This is a genomic window from Pseudomonas sp. CBS (genome assembly GCF_024734645.1).
Lineage (GTDB): Bacteria > Pseudomonadota > Gammaproteobacteria > Pseudomonadales > Pseudomonadaceae > Aquipseudomonas.
Genome location: NZ_CP102929.1, coordinates 5,583,803 through 5,602,382, shown reverse-complemented (window position 1 = coordinate 5,602,382; position 18,580 = coordinate 5,583,803). Strand labels below are relative to the sequence as shown.

Sequence of the window (18,580 nt, the reverse complement as noted above, 5' to 3'; positions counted from 1 at the left end):
ACTGGGTTAATCGTCGAGGCGCTCTTCTAACTGGCGCACTTCGTAGGTGAGCTTGTCGAGGAACTGCATGCGCCGCATCAGGCGTTCGGCCTGCTCACGTTGCGCTGCATCATCCCAACAGGCTGCGAAGCTTTCGTTGAGTTCATCCTGGGCCACTTTCAGACGGCGCTTGAACACTGCGACTCCGGCCAGATCAGCCTCGTCCTGCAGTTCTTCAAGCTCCTCGCGCCATTGCATCTGCTGCATCAGGAAATCAGGGTCCTGGACCGTGACTTCAAGCGGCAGCTCGCGACCGCCCATGGCGAGCAGGTAGCGCGCGCGTTTGGGAGGGTTCTTGAGCGTCTGATAGGCCTCGTTGAGGCTGGCTGATTGCTCCAGCGCCAAGCGTTGCTCACGCTCGGAAGCGTCAGCAAAACGGTCCGGATGCACCCCACGCGCCAGTTCACGGTAGCGCGTGGCAAGCTGTTCAAGGTCCAGTCGAAAACTCGGCTGCAACTCGAACAAAGCGAAATGACAAGGAGTACCCACGATCAGCCTCAGATGTTGAAGCTTTCGCCGCAGCCACATTCACCGCGTACGTTGGGGTTGTTGAACTTGAAGCCTTCGTTCAACCCTTCCTTGACGAAATCGAGTTCGGTGCCGTCCAGGTAAGTCAGGCTTTTCGGGTCGATAATCACTTTTTCACCGTGACTCTCGAACACCTGATCTTCCTCGACCACCTCGTCGACAAACTCCAGCACGTAGGCAAGGCCGGAACAGCCCGTGGTGCGAACACCCAGACGAATCCCCTCACCTTTACCGCGCCCATTCAGGGAGCGGCGAATGTGCTGCGCAGCCGCTTCTGTCATGCTGATAGCCATCGTGACTCCTTACTCGTCGCCAAATTGCTTAGATCAAGCCTTTCTTCTGCTTGTAGTCGCGAACAGCCGCCTTGATGGCGTCTTCTGCGAGTACCGAGCAGTGGATTTTCACTGGCGGCAGGGCCAGTTCTTCGGCCAGTTGGGTGTTGCTGATAGTCACAGCCTCATCCAGCGTCTTGCCTTTCATCCATTCGGTCGCCAGGGAGCTGGAGGCGATGGCCGAACCGCAACCGTAAGTCTTGAACTTGGCGTCTTCGATAACGCCAGCTTCGTTGACCTTGATCTGCAGGCGCATAACGTCGCCGCACGCCGGAGCGCCGACCATGCCGGTGCCGACATCAGGGTCTTCCGCGTTCATCTTGCCGACGTTGCGCGGGTTTTCGTAGTGGTCGATGACCTTTTCGCTGTAAGCCATGGTACTGAATCCTCACTCATCAGGGCCGCTCTGGAACCCTGTAAACACGCCTGCGTTTTCCGCCACGTCTTTACAGAGCCTTTTGGGTGGCGGCTTCTATAGTTAGTGTGCCGCCCACTCGATCTTGGAAATATCGACACCGTCTTTGTACATGTCCCACAGAGGCGACAAGGTACGCAGCTTGGTGACGGCCTCGCAGACTTTCTGCGCGGCGTAGTCGACTTCTTCTTCGGTGGTGAAACGGCCGAACGTAAAGCGGATCGAGCTGTGAGCCAGTTCGTCGTTGCGGCCCAGGGCGCGCAGGACGTAGGACGGCTCAAGGGAAGCCGAGGTGCAGGCCGAACCGGACGAAACCGCCAGGTCCTTGAGCGCCATGATCAGCGACTCGCCTTCGACGTAGTTGAAGCTCAAATTCAGGTTGTGCGGTACACGGGCGGTCATGCTGCCGTTGATGTACAGCTCTTCAAGGTGCTCGACCTGCTTGTAGAAGCGATCGCTCAGGGCCTTGATGCGCACGTTTTCAGCAGCCATGTCTTCCTTGGCCACACGGAACGCTTCGCCGATGCCGACGATCTGGTGGGTCGCCAGGGTGCCGGAACGCATGCCGCGCTCGTGACCGCCGCCGTGCATGGTGGCTTCGATACGCACGCGAGGCTTGCGGCTTACGTACAGCGCGCCAATGCCTTTAGGGCCGTAGGTCTTGTGGGCAGAGAACGACATCAGGTCGACTTTCAGTTTCGACAGGTCGATATCGACCTTGCCGGTGGACTGAGCTGCGTCGACGTGCAGCAACACGCCCTTGGAGCGGGTCAGCTCGCCGATGGCGGCGATGTCGTTGATGGTGCCGATTTCGTTGTTCACGTGGATCACGGAAACCAGGATGGTGTCTTCACGCATCGCCGCTTCGATCATCGCAGGGGTCACGATACCGTCGGTAGTTGGCTCGAGGTAAGTGATCTCGAAACCTTCACGCTCCAGTTGGCGCATGGTGTCGAGGACAGCCTTGTGCTCAATCTTGGTGGTGATCAGGTGTTTGCCTTTGGTCGCGTAGAAATGCGCCGCACCCTTGATTGCCAGGTTATCGGACTCGGTGGCACCGGAGGTCCAGACGATCTCACGCGGGTCGGCATTCACCAGGTCAGCGACCTGGCGACGAGCGTTTTCCACTGCTTCTTCGGCTTTCCAGCCGAAAACGTGGGAACGGGATGCCGGGTTACCGAAGTTTCCGTCAACCAGCAGGCATTCGCTCATCTTTTGCGCGACACGCGGATCAACCGGGGTGGTCGCTGAGTAATCAAGGTAAATCGGCAATTTCATGGACTTTCTCCTAAATCAGGCTGGCTGGCGTGCCGTTAGCTCTTCGGCTGTCACTCGACGGCGGACGCTTCAATCTTGTCCAGACGCGGCGCCTTGGTGTTGCAACGGCGCTGGTCCTGACGCTGGGCTACTTCTTGCACCTCACGGCGAGTCACAAGATCAGCCAAGCTGATACCACTCAAAAACTCATGGATCTGCAGGCTCAGGTCACACCACAAGTGGTGCGTAAGGCAGGTGTCGCCTGCGTGGCAATCACCCAGCCCCTGGCATTTGGTGGCATCGACGGATTCGTTCACCGCGTCGATCACCTGGGCTACCTGGATGCCCTGCATGTCGCGGGACAGTTGATAGCCGCCGCCTGGACCACGAACGCTGGAAACCAGATTGCTGCGGCGCAACTTGGCGAACAACTGCTCGAGGTAAGACAGGGAAATGCCTTGGCGCTCGGAGATATCGGCCAGGGACACCGGCCCATTTTGCGCGTGCAAGGCCAGGTCAAGCATGGCGGTCACCGCGTATCGGCCTTTTGTAGTCAGTCTCATGGACAAGTACCAAGGTGTTTCAGAATGGGAGCAAGTATGCGATTCCCGAGTATTTAAGTCAACTATAAGACCTAGTACTTTAGTCAGGATTACCCGTAAAAAGGGCGCGCGAATCATAGCAGGGCGGGACGGGATGGACCAGCGGGAACAGGGCCAAGCCGGGAATGCGGGACCAATGGAGGTCAAAACATGGGAGCGGGCTTGCTCGCGAACGCGGTGGATCAGTCAATATATTCGGCGACTGACACGCAGCTTTCGCGAGCAAGCCCGCTCCCACATGAGTTTTGCAGTGATTGCGAGACTTCAGCCCGCCTTGGTGGCAGCACCTTCGTCCTTGATCTCGGCAAAGTCTTCGGTGCGCAGCTCAGGCAAGTCCTTCGCGCAGTAGTTGCTGCCGAGGTCTTTCAAGGCGCCACACATGCCGTCCAGCTTGCCATCCACCGCTTGCAGGTGATCAAGCAATTGGCCAATGGCGCGTGCCACCGGGTCGGGCATGTCTTCGCTGACGCCATAGGCATCGAAACCGATTTTCTCGGCCATGGCCTTGCGCTTGGCTTCCTGTTCATCACCGACTTCCGGCTTGACGATGATCCGCCCCGGAATGCCGACAACCGTTGCACCAGGCGGTACGGCCTTGGTCACCACGGCGTTGGAGCCGACCTTGGCGCCCGCACCCACGGTAAACGGGCCGAGCACTTTGGCACCCGCCCCCACTACAACGCCATCTTCCAGCGTCGGGTGGCGCTTGCCTTTGTTCCAGGTGGTACCGCCCAGGGTCACGCCCTGATACAGGGTTACGTCATCACCAATCTCGGCGGTCTCGCCAATGACGATACCCATGCCGTGGTCGATAAAGAAACGACGACCGACTTTGGCGCCCGGATGAATCTCGATCCCGGTCAACCAGCGACCAAAGTTGGAGACCAGCCGTGCCAGCCACTTCCAACCCATATGCCACAAGGCGCCGGACAGGCGGTGGATCCAGATCGCGTGCATGCCCGGGTAGCAGGTCAGCACTTCAAAGGCGTTGCGCGCCGCCGGGTCACGGTGGAAAACACTCTGGATATCTTCTCGCAAACGCTCGAACATTTTTAATCCTTCCGCTTAAGAAGCTCGCCACGGGCCGCTTTCTGGGTTTCCGTGAGGATGCCACGCAATATATTCATTTCCGCTCGGCTGACCGAGCTGCGTCCGTACAACCGACGCAGGCGCGCCATCAAGTGCCGTGGCTTTTCCGGATCGAGGAATTCGATGGCCACCAGGGTTTGCTCCAGGTGCTCATAGAACCGCTCCAGCTCGTCCATGGTGGCCAACTCGCCACTCTTGGTCGATGCAACCTCGTCCTTCTCTACCTTGCTTGGCTGGCCTTCAGCGGCCAGCCAGGCCATGCGCACTTCATAACTCAACACCTGCACCGCTGCCCCGAGGTTCAGCGAACTGAACTCAGGGTCTGATGGGATGTGCACGTGATAATGACATCGCTGCAGCTCTTCATTGGTCAGGCCGGAGTCTTCACGGCCAAAGACCAAGGCGATTTCAGCGCCGCCGGCGGCCTCTTCCACGACTTTGGTCCCGCATTCGCGAGGATCCAGCAGCGGCCAGGGGATGCGACGGTCGCGAGCGCTGGTGCCAAGCACCAGGTTGCAGCCGACCAGGGCGTCTTCCAGTGTGGCGACGACCTGGGCTTTTTCGAGGATGTCATTGGCGCCGGACGCGCGAGCATCGGCCTCGTGGTGCGGGAACACACGCGGCTCCACCAGCACCAGGCGCGTCAGCCCCATGTTCTTCATGGCGCGCGCCACGCCGCCGATATTGCCGGGATGACTGGTATTGACGAGGACGACACGGATGTTTTGCAGCAAGGGAGGCGCTCTCGGTCACGGGAAAGGGGAGCAAATCTTACAGAACAGCCTAAGGTTATGCCATGAAAGGTAACGTCGTCCTTCACCTGAAGAAAGTTTCTGCTAGAATGCTCGGCTTTCTTTAACAACCTTAGGTGACACATCCATGCAGCCCATGCTGAATATCGCGCTGCGCGCCGCCCGCAGCGCCAGTGAATTGATCTTCCGCTCCATCGAGCGCCTGGATACCATCAAGGTCGACGAAAAAGACGCCAAGGATTACGTATCCGAGGTGGATCGCGCCGCCGAGCAGAAAATCATCGACGCGCTGCGCAAGGCCTACCCTACCCACGGCATCCTCGGTGAAGAAACCGGTTTGCATAAAGGTAGCGGCGAAGGCGAAGACTACCTGTGGATCATCGACCCACTGGATGGCACCACCAACTTCCTGCGCGGCATCCCGCACTTTGCCGTGAGCATCGCCTGCAAATACCGCGGCCGCCTGGAGCACGCTGTTGTTCTGGACCCGGTTCGCCAGGAAGAATTCACCGCCAGCCGTGGCCGTGGCGCCCAACTGAACGGTCGTCGCCTGCGTGTCAGCGGTCGCACCAGCCTGGACGGCGCCCTGCTGGGTACCGGCTTCCCGTTCCGCGATGACCAGATGGACAACCTGGAAAACTACCTGGGCATGTTCCGCGCCCTGGTTGGCCAGACCGCCGGCATCCGTCGCGCCGGTGCAGCCAGCCTGGACCTGGCTTATGTCGCTGCCGGTCGTTTTGACGCGTTCTGGGAGTCGGGCCTGTCCGAGTGGGACATGGCTGCAGGTGCTCTGCTGATTCAAGAAGCGGGCGGCCTGGTGAGCGACTTCACCGGCGGTCACGACTTCCTTGAGAAGGGTCACGTCGTTGCCGGCAACACCAAATGCTTCAAGGCAGTACTGACGGCGATCCAGCCGCACCTGCCGGCCTCGCTGAAGCGCTAAGCGAGCGAGCACAAAAAAGCACCCCTCGGGGTGCTTTTTTTATATCTGAAATTACTGCTGCGGCTGGTTCTGACCGATAACCAGGCGCCCTTCCTTGTCGACCGGGATCTGATTGCCTGGATCACGATCCATGCGCACGGAGCCTTCCTTGCCGTCCAGAGTGTAACGCACGTCGTACCCGACAACCTTGTCGCTGATGTCGTTAACGGTGTTACAACGGGTTTGCGTCGTGGTGTAGGTATCGCGGTTCTGCATGCCTTCCTGAACCTTGTTACCGGCATAACCGCCACCGACCGCACCGGCCACCGTGGCCAGCTTCTTGCCATTACCGCCGCCGACCTGATTACCCAACAGGCCGCCCGCCAACGCACCGACCACCGTACCGACGATCTGATGCTGATCCTGCACAGGCTTCTGCCGGGTTACGGCAACGTCCTTGCAGACTTCACGCGGGGTTTTAATCTGGGTTTTCACCGGCTGCACCGCCAGCACTTGCGCATACTCAGGGCCGCTTTTTACCAGGCTGTAGGTGGCAACAGCACCCCCGGCAGTCACACCGACAGCACCCAATACCGCACCAACCAGTAACGACTTGTTCACGTGAACCTCCTGACCATCACAAACGGACCGAACGATCCGCGCTATACCCAGCCTTGGAGCAAAAAAAAAGGCGCGAGTTCAATACTCGCGCCTTATTTGTAACAGCAGATCAACAACCATCCATCAAGGGCGGTCGTCGACCTCCTTGCCAGTGCTGGCAGGAGGGATCAGGTCTTCGCTGTTGAGGTTCAGCCAGATCAGTACCACGTTGGCGATGTAGATCGACGAGTAGGTACCCGCCAGTACGCCGATGAACAGCGACAGCGAGAAGCCCCACAGGTTGTCACCACCGAACACCATCAGTGCGGCAATTGCCAGCAAGGTGGAGATCGAGGTTGCCATGGTGCGCAGCAGGGTCTGAGTGGTGGAGATGTTGATGTTCTCGATCAACGTCGCCTTGCGCAGTACCCGGAAGTTCTCACGGACCCGGTCGAATACCACGATGGTGTCGTTGAGGGAGTAACCAATGATCGCCAGCACCGCCGCCAATACCGTCAGGTCGAAGGTGATCTGGAAGTAGGCCAGGATGCCCACGGTCACGATCACGTCGTGGATCAGCGACACAATGGCGCCGACACCGAACTTCCACTGAAAGCGGAAAGCCAGGTAGATCATGATGCCGACCAGCGCCATCAGCATGCCGAGGCCGCCCTGGTCGCGCAGCTCTTCACCCACTTGCGGGCCTACGAACTCGACGCGCTTGACCGAGGCCGGGTTATCGCCACCGACCTTCTGCAAGGCCTCGGCGACCTGGTGACCCAGTTGCGGGTCTTCGCCCGGCATACGCACCAGCAGGTCAGTGGTTGCACCAAAGCTCTGCACGATAGCTTCGTGATAGCCGGCCTTGACCAGCTCGTTGCGCACCAGGCTAACGTCGGCCGGCTTCTCGTAGGTCAGCTCGATGAGCGTACCGCCGGTGAAGTCCAGACCGTAGTTCAGGCCCTTATGGAACCAGCTGAACAACGCCAGAACGGTAAGGAGCATGGTGAAGCCGAACGCAACGTTGCGAACGCCCATGAAGTTGATTGTACGTAACATGGCAGCCCCTTAAATCCACAACTTCTTGAAGTCACGTCCGCCAAAGATCAGGTTGACCATTGCGCGGGTCACCATGATGGCCGTGAACATCGAGGTAAAGATACCGAGGGACATGGTCACCGCAAAACCTTTGACCGGGCCGGTGCCCATGGCAAAGAGAATCCCGCCGACCAACAGAGTGGTCAGGTTGGAGTCGAGAATTGCAGTAAATGCCCGGCCGAAGCCTTCGTTGATTGCCCGCTGTACGGTCATGCCCGCAGCAATCTCTTCACGAATCCGCGAGAAGATCAGTACGTTGGCATCTACCGCCATACCCATGGTGAGTACGATACCGGCGATACCTGGCAGGGTCAGCGTTGCACCCAGCAGCGACATCAGGGCCAGCAGCATCACCATGTTGCCCGCCAGTGCGACGGTAGCGATGATGCCGAAGAAGCGGTAGATGGCGATGATGAACAGGGACACGAACAGCATGCCCCACAGTGCAGCGTCGATACCCTTGGTGATGTTGTCAGCACCCAGGCTCGGGCCGATGGTACGTTCTTCAGCGAAGTACATCGGAGCCGCCAGGCCACCGGCACGCAGCAGCAGCGCCAGTTCGGACGACTCACCCTGGCCGTTCAGGCCAGTGATGCGGAATTGAGCACCCAGCGGCGACTGGATGGTCGCCAGGCTGATGATCTTCTTCTCTTCTTTAAAGGTTTGTACCGGTACGTCTTTCTCGACGCCGTCGACCACTTGCTTGGTGTAGGTGGTGACAGGACGCTGCTCGATGAAGATTACCGCCATGCTGCGACCGACGTTGCTGCGGGTTGCGCGGCTCATCAGTTCGCCACCGTGGCCATCCAGACGGATGTTCACTTCAGGCGTACCGTGTTCGCCGAAACCGGCCTTGGCGTCGGTAACCTGGTCACCGGTGATGATCAAGCCACGCTCGATCAGTGCAGGTGGACGATTGCCTTCACGGAATTCGAATTCCTCGGCAGTAGCGCGGGTAGCACCCGGCTCAGCCGCCAGGCGGAACTCCAGGTTGGCTGTCTTGCCCAGGATACGCTTGGCTTCAGCAGTGTCCTGCACGCCCGGCAGCTCAACCACGATGCGGTTGGCACCCTGGCGCTGAACAATCGGCTCGGCCACACCCAGCTCGTTGACGCGGTTACGTACCGTGGTCAAGTTCTGCTTGATGGAGTATTCACGGATTTCCGCCAGCTTGGCCGGGGTCATCGCCAGACGCAGTACCGCCTGACCATTGAGGTCGGCCGGAACAATGTCGAAATCGTTGAAGTTCTTGCGGATCAGTGCACGGGCCTGTTCGCGGGTTGCTTCGTCAGCAAAGCCCAGCTGGATGGCGCCGTTGAGCTGCGGCAGGCTGCGATAACGCAGGCGCTCTTTACGCAGCAGGCTCTTCACATCGCCTTCGTAGACTTTCAGGCGAGCGTCGAGGGCCTTGTCCATGTCCACTTCCAGCAGGAAGTGCACACCACCGGACAAGTCCAGACCCAGCTTCATCGGGTGTGCGCCAATCGCGCGCAGCCATTTTGGCGTGGTCTGTGCCAGGTTCAGTGCGACGACGTAGTCATCACCCATGATCTTGCGCACAACGTCTTTGGCCGGCAATTGGTCTTCTTGCTTGGTCAGGCGCAACAAACCGCCCTTGCCGTCAGCTGCCAAGGTTGCCGCTTTAACCTGGATGCCCGCGTCGGTGAGCGCTTTGCTCGTGCGGTCCAGATCAGCCTGATTGACCTGCAACGCAGTGCTGGCACCCGTGATCTGGATCGCCGGGTCATCAGGATAGAGATTGGGAGCGGAATAAATAAAACCGATCGCCAGCACCGCCAGGATCAGTACGTATTTCCACAGAGGGTATTTGTTCAGCATCACGCCGCCCGCTTATAACGCGGGGCGCCTTGCGCGCCCCGTCGATTGGTAAAGGTTGTTACTTAGATCGCTTTGAGCGTGCCTTTTGGCAGCGTGGCGGCGATGGCGCCCTTCTGGAACTTCATTTCTACGGTGTCGGAGACTTCCAGAACCACGAAAGCGTCGGACACTTTAGTGATCTTGCCGGCGATGCCGCCAGTGGTCACGACTTCGTCGCCTTTCTGCAAGCTGCCCAGCAGGTTCTTCTGCTCTTTGGCGCGCTTGGCCTGTGGACGCCAGATCATCAGGTAGAAGATGACCAGGAAGCCGACCAGGAAAATCCACTCAAAACCACCGCCCATAGGACCGGCAGCGGCCGGTGCAGCGGCATCAGCCATGGCATTAGAGATAAAAAAGCTCATTTAGCACTCCAGTTGCAAATAGTGAATCTTAGGGTCGGAAAACTCAGTCCAAGGGCGGCACAGGCAGCCCGCGCTTGGCATAGAAGGCATCGACGAAGGCGGCCAATGTACCCTGTTGAATAGCCTCGCGCAAACCAGCCATCAGGACTTGGTAGTGACGCAAATTGTGGATGGTATTCAACATGCTACCCAGCATTTCCCCACACTTGTCCAGATGGTGCAGATAAGCGCGCGAGAAGTTCTGGCAGGTGTAGCAGTCACAGGTAGGATCCAGCGGCGATTCATCATGGCGATGGAACGCGTTACGGATCTTCAGCACGCCTGTATCGATGAACAGATGCCCATTGCGGGCATTACGGGTTGGCATCACGCAATCGAACATGTCCACACCGCGGCGCACACCCTCTACGAGATCTTCTGGTTTGCCAACGCCCATAAGGTAACGAGGTTTGTCAGCCGGCATCAGGCCAGGCAGGTAGTCCAGCACCTTGATCATCTCGTGCTTGGGCTCGCCCACCGACAGACCGCCGATGGCCAGGCCGTCGAAACCGATCTTGTCCAGGCCTTCCAGCGAGCGCTTGCGCAAGCTTTCATGCATACCGCCCTGCACGATACCGAACAGTGCAGCGGTGTTATCGCCATGGGCATTTTTCGAGCGCTGGGCCCAACGCAGCGACAGCTCCATGGAGATCCGTGCGACGTCTTCATCGGCCGGGTACGGCGTGCACTCGTCGAAAATCATCACGATGTCGGAGCCCAGGTCTCGCTGGACCTGCATCGACTCTTCCGGACCCATGAACACTTTGGCGCCGTCCACCGGGGAGGCGAAGGTCACGCCCTCCTCCTTGATCTTGCGCATCGCGCCCAGGCTGAACACCTGGAAGCCACCCGAGTCAGTGAGGATCGGGCCTTGCCACTTCATGAAGTCATGCAGGTCACCATGCTTCTTGATCACCTCGGTGCCCGGGCGCAGCCACAAGTGGAAGGTGTTGCCGAGGATGATCTCGGCGCCGGTGGCGACGATGTCACGCGGCAGCATGCCCTTTACCGTGCCGTAGGTACCGACCGGCATAAAGGCCGGGGTCTCGACGGTACCGCGAGGGAAAGTCAAACGGCCGCGGCGAGCTTTACCATCCGTGGCCAGCAATTCAAACGACATACGACTCATGATTGTTCCTCTGGGCCGCGCGGCGCCGGATTACGGGTGATAAACATCGCATCACCGTAGCTGAAAAAACGGTATCCGTTATCGATGGCGGCTTGATAAGCGGCCATGGTTTCGGGATAACCGGCAAATGCCGACACCAGCATCAACAGCGTGGATTCCGGCAAATGGAAATTGGTCACCAGGGCATCGACCACATGAAACGGCCGGCCCGGGTAGATAAAGATATCGGTGTCGCCACTGAACGGTTTGAGCACGCCATCGCGCGCCGCACTCTCCAGCGACCGCACGCTGGTGGTACCGACCGCCACCACACGCCCGCCGCGCGCCTTGCACGCGTCAACCGCATCCACGACTTCCTGGCTGACTTCCAGCCACTCGCTGTGCATATGGTGGTCTTCGATGTTATCCACACGCACCGGCTGAAACGTGCCGGCCCCCACGTGCAGGGTCACATAGGCCGTTTCAACGCCTTTAGCGGCGATCGCATCCAGCAGCGGCTGGTCGAAATGCAGCCCCGCCGTCGGTGCAGCCACGGCACCCAGGCGCTGGGAGTACACCGTCTGATAACGCTCGCGGTCCGAGTCTTCGTCGGGGCGGTCTATATAAGGAGGCAGCGGCATGTGGCCGACACGCTCGAGCAGCGGCAACACTTCCTCAGCAAACCCCAGCTCGAACAACGCATCGTGACGGGCCAGCATTTCTGCTTCGCCACCGCCATCGATAAGGATCTTCGAACCCGGTTTCGGCGACTTGCTGGAGCGCACATGGGCCAGCACGCGATGGCTGTCCAGCACCCGCTCCACCAGAATTTCCAGCTTGCCGCCGGACGCTTTCTGGCCAAACAGCCGTGCCGGAATCACCCGGGTATTGTTGAAAACCATCAAGTCGCCCGGGCGTAAATGCTCAAGCAAATCAGTGAATTGACGGTGTGCGAGGGCACCGCTGACCCCGTCCAGGGTCAGCAGTCGACTGGCGCGACGCTCGGCCAAAGGGTGGCGAGCGATCAGCGAATCAGGGAGCTCAAAAGTAAAGTCAGCAACGCGCATGATGGGGTTCGTCTAGCAGGGCCGGGAAGTCTAGCGGAAATAGTGAAAATTGACCATGAAACGTGATTGACCAACGGTAATCTCATCTCTATACTTCGCCGCCATTGAGCCCTGATGGCGGAATTGGTAGACGCGGCGGATTCAAAATCCGTTTTCGAAAGGAGTGGGAGTTCGAGTCTCCCTCGGGGCACCATCTTAAAAAAAGACCTTGAAATTCAAGGTCTTTTTTTTCGCCTGCAGGAAAGTGATGATGGGCGGGCGAACGCGAGAGAAGAGGAACCTTGACCATGGAACTGACGCTGGAAGCTGTTGCGCTTTTTGCGCTCAAGCTGGTGCATGAAACCGAAGGCGCGAGCCCGATTCTGCGGGACGACCTGGTCATGGACGGCTATGAGCGGGAAGTGTTTGGCTTGCTGGTGCGCAAGGGCGATATCAAGGCCATCCAGCAAAAAATCGACGAGTGCCTGGCATTGGCACTCGAATCTCTGGGCGGTGCAAACACCGTGATGGGCCGCGAGCTGCAACGGCTCGCGGTGGATGTGGGCCAAGCGACGACACTCGAAGCACTCAATGCTCCGCTCAACGCACTCAAGGATTACCTGAAAGCGATCCTGTAACGCGCGAGTCAGCGTCGCCCTTCGACCGCCATGCGCACGGCCAGGCCCATCAGCACCGAGCCCATCAACCAGCGCTGCACGGTTTGCCAAACGGGTTTGCGGATGAAAAAACCCGCAATCGAGCCCGCCATAACGGCGATCAGCGCGTTGACGCTCACGCTGATCATGATCTGCGTAAAGCCCAATACCAGGGATTGCGAGAGCACACTGGCGTGGCCGTCAGGGTCGATAAACTGAGGCAGCAACGACAAATACATGACCGCCACTTTGGGGTTCAGCAGGTTGGTGACAAAGCCCATCATGAACAGCTTGCGTGGGCTATCCTTGGGCAAGTCTCGAACCTGGAACGGCGACCGGCCGCCTGGTTTGACCGCCTGCCAGGCCAGGTACACCAAGTACAACGCCCCGCCGAGTCGCAGCGCGTCGTAAGCATAGGGAACCGCCATCACCAATGCCGTGATGCCCAATGCCGCGCAGAACATATAAACGACAAAACCCAACGCAACGCCGCCCAGGGAAATCAGCCCGGCCATTCGGCCCTGGCAGATCGACCGCGAAATGAGGTAAATCATGTTCGGGCCAGGCGTCAGTACCATGCCGAGCGAAATCAGGCCGTAGGCGAGCAGACTGGACATCTCGGGCATGGTGTAACTCCTTGGCGACGTAAAACTTTGTAATGGCCGGCGGGTTGTTGGCGCCATAGTAGGGCGATAAAAGGAAGGCCGTTAGATACAGATCCGCGAGCAAAACGTCATACACCGGCGCGTGCGTTTACCGCACCGCTCACCCAAGGAAAGGCACATGATCGACTTCAACAACAAAGGCTTCTTCAAACTCAAACAAAACGACGAATACGCCGAACGCGTTTCGTCCCTGCTGCTGGATGATGAGCAGGTCATCGATTCCTACAAGGCCATGCGCGATGGGGTGGTGTTCACCACCAAGCGCATCATCGCAGTGAACGTGCAAGGCATTACCGGCAGCAAGAAGGACTTCACTTCACTGCCGTACAAAAACATCGTCGCGTATTCAGTGGAAACGTCCGGGACGTTTGATCTGGACTCGGAGCTGGAGATTTACTTTTCGGCGGTGGGGAAAGTGAAGTTTGAGTTTACGGGGAAGACGTCGATTGTTGAGATATCGAGGGTGATTTCAAGGCATGTGCTTTGACCCGTTACGAAACCTCCGTTTTTAAGGATTTCCCACTATGGGTCCGAAAACCGCAGAGCTAATTGATGTTCTTGAGGAACTTGCCATCCTGCTGGAAAGCGACGGGGACAACCACTGGAGCCGATGGATGCGTAAGGCCAAAACCTTATTGCAGGCATCCGATTACTCCGGAATCACCTATCTACGCTCCGCATACGGTGGGATGGGCTCGTTCAATGACCTCATTCTTGGCCAAAGCAGCGTAGACGGCGTCTTTTTCTGGAAGCCAGGATACAAAGAGTTGAACGACCGGTTGGAGGAGTTACGCAGTAAAGCCTCGCAGTTGGGCACGGAGATACAGCGCGATCAGGGAGAGTAAGCGCGCTTGGCTCAATGTAGCGATTGATAAAGTGACTTTTCCCACGCTTACCATCGAACAACGAGAATTTCAGGTTCTTCCCCGCTCTCATAGGCTCGCTTCCTTGCACAAGGAAGTGAGTCGTCATGACAGAGCGCGCGTATCCAATTAGCGAAGAAGAACAGCTGAAGCGGCGAATTCTGACTCCGCAGCCTAAGCAGATTCCGTATTCACCGTTTATTGATTTGTATGAAGCGCCTCCCCCGCCATCGCCTGAACCCGCGAGGATTCCAGGCCATGTATTCGCCAAGTCGTGCCAGTTGCCCGACGGGATCATCAGCTACAACAACCCCACCGGGTATGTGCCGCTTGAGCTGATCAAGGACTACGGCCACTTCACGCTGTTAGGCGGACGGGAGGTGGATAGCCATGGCGGTGTGTCCCTCAGGAAGATCAGTGGCAGTGCCCTGCCCGCTGGGCTTGGCCAGCTTGTATTACGCACAGCGGTAATGGAATCCGCAGCTGCGGCGGTCGGCGCCGCAGCCGGGAGTTTGCTTGCAGGGCTGGTGGCGCTGGCATGGCCGTCGGAGCTTGGCGACAGTGCGCTCTATAGCGAAGAACAACTTCGTCACCTGCAAAAAGCCCGCTCGCGGATGCGGTTGCATATCGAGCAACGCGCCGACGGGACGCTGAAGGGGTATGGGTTTTACACCGGTAAAAATGCCGACTGGCAGATGATCGATGTGGTGCAGTTTCAGAGTCGTGACAGTCAGTTCGTGGCAGATCTTGGCGAGGGTGTAGAACTGATTTGGACGCCGGCCATTGATCCTGGCGACACCCTTGGTATTCCGGCATTGGAGGCTGCACCGCAAGCACCAGTGATGTGGATTTATCCGCCGACTGAGGCGGCCAAGCAGATTTTGGTGAATCCGATTTATCCGCCGGAGTATCGGGATTTTATTCTGGTGTTTCCGGTGGAGTCGGGGGTTCGGCCACTCTATGTGGTAGTCAGCGTTAGGGCGGGCGATCACAAATACCATTCCGCTCCCGGCACAGACGAAATCACCGGTTTCCTAAACCTGAGCAAGGCAAAACCCAAGACCCCAAAGCAAGGTGGGGCAGGGCTTAGAGAGCGCTGGATTGATGACAAAGGACGGATAATTTACGAGTGGGACTCGCAGCACGGCGAACTAGAGGCGTATAGAGCAAGCGATGGGAGTCACTTGGGGGCGTTCAACCACATAACTGGTGAACGGCTGAAAAAGCCTAAGAAAAAACGAAATATCAAAAAATTTTTGTGAGGGCATATGGGACTGAAATTAAGACTGGAATGGTTCGATAAGTCGACTGAGCTCGGTTTAGGAATAGAGCGCTCCGCAGACTTGGGCGAGGACTATAGCGTTGTCGACTCGCTCGGACTGTCCGTTCAAGACGACATTAACAACGGAATGTTCCAACTGCGTGAAGAATGGCTATTAACTATACAGCCGCTCTTCAGCCACAAAATTATTTTGTCGGAAAGTGACTACTTTCTCGCACTCGATTATAGAAAGTCCTGGTGATCAAAAATAAGCCCGGGCCTCACGAACAAAAGCAAACCAAGAGTATTCATACCCTATGCGTCGTCTTGCACTTTCAGACAAAAAACTCCGCAACATCCCCAGGCGCCTGCGCGCAATCAGCCGATGGGCAGACAATTTCGAAGGCTGGTTTTTAGAAGACTTCCCGGTGAGGCGAGGGTTTGAAAACTTCAAAGTTCCCGTCATAGAAACCCTGGTCGAAGGCAAGCAAACCACCCTTGCTATCCAGGCACACTGCGCTCAGCAATTGATCAACGCCGCCGCTCACCTGATTCAAGCCCGGCCCGATGACACACCTGAATGCTGGGTCGTAGCAGCCATTCAAGTGCCCGACATGTTCTCAAGCGAGGTCTGCGTCTACATCGACAAAAGCCGCTACCTCGGTTCCACCCAGCCCTTCGAATACGACTACTTTCGCCAAACCCGTATAACGGGCAGAAGCCTTGCAAATGAATGGGGTCTGATCCTCCCACCCGGGCTCCACGAGGTGGGCTTTCACTTCACCCACGAAGATGAGGACGGAGAACAGTTTGAGTCAGAGCATTGGTATTTCGGCGAGGTCAGTTCATCGGATGAAGATCCGGGCGGTGATCGCTGGAAGTACAAGACTTTCAGAGCATTCCAGGCAGAGCATCCGCACTTATTCAGCACGGCAACATAGTCTTGCGATGATCGCCGTGCTTCTAACGACGGCCTGTTTCAAACCGACCTGTCGCTAAAACTCAACCGCGCACACAACCCACCCACCTCCCGGTTATACAACTCCAACTGCCCCCCGATTTTCCCCACGATCATCTGTACAATCGCCAACCCCAACCCCGCCCCATTCGCATTCCCGCGACTATAAAACCGCTCAAACAACCGCTCAATCTCCCCTTCATCAATCCCCGGCCCTGCATCCTCCACACACAACTGCACCACTCCCGAATCCGAACCCCGTAGCACCACCCGCACCTCACTCCCCGCCGGCGAGAAATTCAGTGCATTGGTCACCAGATTCTGCAGCGCAATCGCCAACGCCACCGGGTCCGTTTCAATCCAGCATGCCTCATCCCCTTCCAGCACCAGTTCAACGCCCTTCTCCATTGCCAGGGGCGTCAATTCCGCAAGCTCTTCGCGTACCAATTCCGTCAGAGGCACGCGAGTGCGAACGGTGTTGTTCAGCTGTGGCTCAATCCGCGCCATGGTCAGCAGTTGGCTGCCAATCCGCGTCGCCCGGTCCACGCCATTGACCAGAAAGTCCAACGCCTCTCGCCGCTCCTCCGCGGTACCCGCGCTCTGGGCGTTCTGCGCATGAATGCGCAATATCGCCAACGGCGTGCGCAGCTCGTGGGCTGCATCCGCAATAAACCGTCGCTCGCGCTCCAGCAGCTCGTCCACCTGCACCAGCAGACGGTTCAGCGCGGTTTGCATGGGTTCCAGGTCCGCCGGCAACGGTTGAAGTTGCAGCGGCCGCAATGTCTCGCTATCCCGCCCGCGAATTGCCTGGGCCATGGCGCGCAGGGGTTTGAGGCCCCAGCCGATGGTCAGCCAGATCAACACCGCCAGCAGCGGTACGCCAATCAGGATCGGCCAGAGGGTGTGGCGAATAATGCGCTGGATCACGTCCTGGCGAATGTCATCGCGTTCGCCCACCCAGATCAGCAGGCCTTGTTGCATGTCGGCGAGCATGAACGCGCACCAGTCGTTGCCGTTTTCCATCAGGTCGTGCGGCCCGAGGGTGGTGGGCGGGGCGTTGAGGATCGGGGCGTCGGTGGAGCGCACCAGCAGTTGGCCGTCGGTGCGCCATACCTGGAAGGTCAGGCGGGTTTCATAAGGGTGCGCGGCGCCGTCTTCGCCGACACGGCTCATGGCTTGATCGAAGGCCTGGTAGAGGCGTTCCCAGTCAGCATCACCAGGGTCGCGCTGGCGCAGTACGCCTTGCAGCAAGCGGGCACTCTGGGCGAGTTGGGCGTCGTAGACTTCTTCGATTTCGTGGTGGCTGTCCCGCAGGACGAGCCAGCTGATCAGGCCATCGCCCAGCAGGATCAGCACCAGCACCGGGATGAGGATGCGCGCGCGGACCGAGTTCATGGTTTGAGTTCCACCACGTAGCCAACGCCGCGCACGGTGCGGATCAGTTCGGTGGAGAGTTTTTTGCGCAGGTTGTGGATAAGGACTTCGAGGGTGTTGCTTTCGACGCGGTCCTGCCAGCCGTACAGGGCGCGGGACAGGCGTTCGCGGGTGACGACTTTGCCGGGGCGCACCATCAGTTGATGCAGCAGTTGGTATTCCATTGGCGTGACCACAACGTCCTCGCCTTGATAACTGACCTGTTGAGTCGCCGGATCCAGGCTGACGCCCGCATGCTCCAGCAACGGCTGCGCCCGGCCCTGGCTGCGGCGCAACAGGGCGCGGACGCGGGCCTTGAACTCTTCGACGTCGAAGGGTTTGACCAAGTAGTCGTCAGCGCCGGCATCCAGGCCGGCAATGCGTTCGGCGGTGCCGTCGCGGGCGGTGAGGATCAGCACCGGCAGGTCGTATTGTTCGGCGCGCAGGGTTTGCAAGAGGGTCAGGCCGTCGAGGCGTGGCAGGCCGAGGTCAAGCAGCAGCAAGTCGAAGCTTTCGGTGCGCAGCGCGTGCAAGGCGCTGACGCCATCCTGCAGCCAGTCCAGGGTGTAGCCTTCGGCGCCCAGGGCTACACGGATCCCTTGGCCAAGGGCACGATCATCTTCGACAAGGAGCAGGCGCATAGCTGATTCTCTGTAGGAAACGGCCGCATGATGCCGCGTAAAGGCCGGCGCCATTT

23 protein-coding genes and 1 tRNA gene are annotated in these 18,580 nt (G+C 58.4%); 8 read left to right on the top strand and 16 right to left on the bottom strand.

Translation table 11 applies throughout. From position 1 onward, the window contains the following. Nucleotides 1-6: 6 nt before the first annotated feature. From hscB to trmJ, 7 genes are all read right to left on the bottom strand, one after another. Nucleotides 7-528, bottom strand: a complete 522-nt coding sequence (gene hscB / locus NVB75_RS25555; RefSeq protein WP_008438289.1) for a co-chaperone HscB — start codon at nt 526-528, stop codon at nt 7-9. A gap of 8 nt (nt 529-536) precedes the next feature. Beyond that, complete coding sequence (iscA, locus tag NVB75_RS25550; RefSeq protein ID WP_003209680.1) at nt 537-860, bottom strand: iron-sulfur cluster assembly protein IscA; 324 nt, start codon at nt 858-860, stop codon at nt 537-539. Nucleotides 861-888: 28 nt separating this feature from the next. Further along, a complete protein-coding gene (gene iscU / locus NVB75_RS25545) occupies nt 889-1,275 on the bottom strand; it encodes a Fe-S cluster assembly scaffold IscU (protein WP_003209682.1) in 387 nt (128 codons plus the stop codon). Between the two features lie 102 nt (nt 1,276-1,377). Then, entirely contained in the window at nt 1,378-2,592 is a 1,215-nt protein-coding gene (locus NVB75_RS25540; RefSeq protein ID WP_088423701.1) for an IscS subfamily cysteine desulfurase, read from the bottom strand. A 50-nt stretch (nt 2,593-2,642) separates the two neighbouring features. Then, nucleotides 2,643-3,134 (bottom strand): Fe-S cluster assembly transcriptional regulator IscR, encoded by a 492-nt coding sequence (gene iscR / locus NVB75_RS25535; RefSeq protein ID WP_003210305.1) that lies wholly within the window; start codon nt 3,132-3,134, stop codon nt 2,643-2,645. 303 nt (nt 3,135-3,437) lie between these two features. After that, nucleotides 3,438-4,223, bottom strand: coding sequence for a serine O-acetyltransferase (gene cysE / locus NVB75_RS25530; RefSeq protein ID WP_258343881.1), 786 nt, complete (start codon nt 4,221-4,223; stop codon nt 3,438-3,440). 2 nt (nt 4,224-4,225) lie between these two features. Then, nucleotides 4,226-4,996, bottom strand: coding sequence for a tRNA (cytosine(32)/uridine(32)-2'-O)-methyltransferase TrmJ (gene trmJ, locus NVB75_RS25525; RefSeq protein WP_003210307.1), 771 nt, complete (start codon nt 4,994-4,996; stop codon nt 4,226-4,228). Nucleotides 4,997-5,141: 145 nt separating this feature from the next. Between trmJ and suhB the strand changes: the two genes are divergently transcribed. Continuing rightward, nucleotides 5,142-5,957, top strand: a complete 816-nt coding sequence (suhB, locus tag NVB75_RS25520) for an inositol-phosphate phosphatase (protein WP_003175971.1) — start codon at nt 5,142-5,144, stop codon at nt 5,955-5,957. A gap of 51 nt (nt 5,958-6,008) precedes the next feature. Here suhB and NVB75_RS25515 read toward each other — a convergent pair whose 3' ends face one another. The 6 genes from NVB75_RS25515 to queA all read right to left on the bottom strand — a co-directional run bounded on the left by NVB75_RS25515 (nt 6,009) and on the right by queA (nt 12,088). Beyond that, nucleotides 6,009-6,557: a glycine zipper 2TM domain-containing protein gene (locus tag NVB75_RS25515; RefSeq protein ID WP_003210309.1), complete on the bottom strand. Its 549-nt coding sequence runs from the start codon at nt 6,555-6,557 to the stop codon at nt 6,009-6,011. 123 nt (nt 6,558-6,680) lie between these two features. Continuing rightward, nucleotides 6,681-7,595, bottom strand: a complete 915-nt coding sequence (gene secF / locus NVB75_RS25510; RefSeq protein WP_003210311.1) for a protein translocase subunit SecF — start codon at nt 7,593-7,595, stop codon at nt 6,681-6,683. Nucleotides 7,596-7,604: 9 nt separating this feature from the next. Continuing rightward, nucleotides 7,605-9,473, bottom strand: a complete 1,869-nt coding sequence (secD, locus tag NVB75_RS25505) for a protein translocase subunit SecD (protein WP_258343878.1) — start codon at nt 9,471-9,473, stop codon at nt 7,605-7,607. A 62-nt stretch (nt 9,474-9,535) separates the two neighbouring features. Further along, a complete protein-coding gene (yajC, locus tag NVB75_RS25500) occupies nt 9,536-9,874 on the bottom strand; it encodes a preprotein translocase subunit YajC (protein WP_003175975.1) in 339 nt (112 codons plus the stop codon). A gap of 43 nt (nt 9,875-9,917) precedes the next feature. Further along, nucleotides 9,918-11,033 (bottom strand): tRNA guanosine(34) transglycosylase Tgt, encoded by a 1,116-nt coding sequence (gene tgt, locus NVB75_RS25495; protein ID WP_003210314.1) that lies wholly within the window; start codon nt 11,031-11,033, stop codon nt 9,918-9,920. Between the two features lie 5 nt (nt 11,034-11,038). Next, nucleotides 11,039-12,088, bottom strand: a complete 1,050-nt coding sequence (gene queA / locus NVB75_RS25490; RefSeq protein WP_093201386.1) for a tRNA preQ1(34) S-adenosylmethionine ribosyltransferase-isomerase QueA — start codon at nt 12,086-12,088, stop codon at nt 11,039-11,041. 108 nt (nt 12,089-12,196) lie between these two features. Here queA and NVB75_RS25485 point away from each other — a divergent pair. Further along, nucleotides 12,197-12,281 (top strand) — tRNA-Leu (locus NVB75_RS25485). 94 nt (nt 12,282-12,375) lie between these two features. Continuing rightward, nucleotides 12,376-12,705 carry a hypothetical protein gene (locus NVB75_RS25480; protein ID WP_258343876.1) on the top strand — a complete coding sequence of 110 codons (330 nt, stop codon included), beginning with the start codon at nt 12,376-12,378 and terminating at the stop codon, nt 12,703-12,705. An 8-nt stretch (nt 12,706-12,713) separates the two neighbouring features. Here NVB75_RS25480 and NVB75_RS25475 read toward each other — a convergent pair whose 3' ends face one another. Beyond that, on the bottom strand, nt 12,714-13,349 hold the full coding sequence (locus NVB75_RS25475; RefSeq protein WP_258343875.1) for a LysE family translocator: 636 nt from the start codon (nt 13,347-13,349) through the stop codon (nt 12,714-12,716). Between the two features lie 157 nt (nt 13,350-13,506). Here NVB75_RS25475 and NVB75_RS25470 point away from each other — a divergent pair, with 157 nt between their 5' ends. The 5 genes from NVB75_RS25470 (at nt 13,507) to NVB75_RS25450 (ending at nt 16,453) form a co-directional block, all read left to right on the top strand. Beyond that, on the top strand, nt 13,507-13,875 hold the full coding sequence (locus tag NVB75_RS25470; RefSeq protein ID WP_093201401.1) for a PH domain-containing protein: 369 nt from the start codon (nt 13,507-13,509) through the stop codon (nt 13,873-13,875). Between the two features lie 37 nt (nt 13,876-13,912). Further along, the gene (locus NVB75_RS25465) at nt 13,913-14,233 is read left to right on the top strand and encodes a DUF6966 domain-containing protein (RefSeq protein WP_258343874.1); all 321 of its coding nucleotides are present in this window, start codon (nt 13,913-13,915) and stop codon (nt 14,231-14,233) included. Nucleotides 14,234-14,358: 125 nt separating this feature from the next. Continuing rightward, complete coding sequence (locus NVB75_RS25460; protein WP_258343873.1) at nt 14,359-15,513, top strand: S-type pyocin domain-containing protein; 1,155 nt, start codon at nt 14,359-14,361, stop codon at nt 15,511-15,513. 6 nt (nt 15,514-15,519) lie between these two features. Next, nucleotides 15,520-15,774 (top strand): cloacin immunity family protein, encoded by a 255-nt coding sequence (locus NVB75_RS25455; RefSeq protein WP_258343872.1) that lies wholly within the window; start codon nt 15,520-15,522, stop codon nt 15,772-15,774. 55 nt (nt 15,775-15,829) lie between these two features. Further along, nucleotides 15,830-16,453: a DUF3916 domain-containing protein gene (locus tag NVB75_RS25450; RefSeq protein ID WP_258343871.1), complete on the top strand. Its 624-nt coding sequence runs from the start codon at nt 15,830-15,832 to the stop codon at nt 16,451-16,453. A 38-nt stretch (nt 16,454-16,491) separates the two neighbouring features. Here NVB75_RS25450 and NVB75_RS25445 read toward each other — a convergent pair whose 3' ends face one another. Continuing rightward, nucleotides 16,492-17,865, bottom strand: coding sequence for an ATP-binding protein (locus tag NVB75_RS25445; RefSeq protein ID WP_258343870.1), 1,374 nt, complete (start codon nt 17,863-17,865; stop codon nt 16,492-16,494). Beyond that, nucleotides 17,862-18,524 (bottom strand): response regulator, encoded by a 663-nt coding sequence (locus tag NVB75_RS25440; RefSeq protein WP_063033007.1) that lies wholly within the window; start codon nt 18,522-18,524, stop codon nt 17,862-17,864. Before NVB75_RS25440 ends, NVB75_RS25445 begins: the two co-directional genes overlap by 4 nt. Between the last annotated feature and the right edge of the window lie 56 nt (nt 18,525-18,580).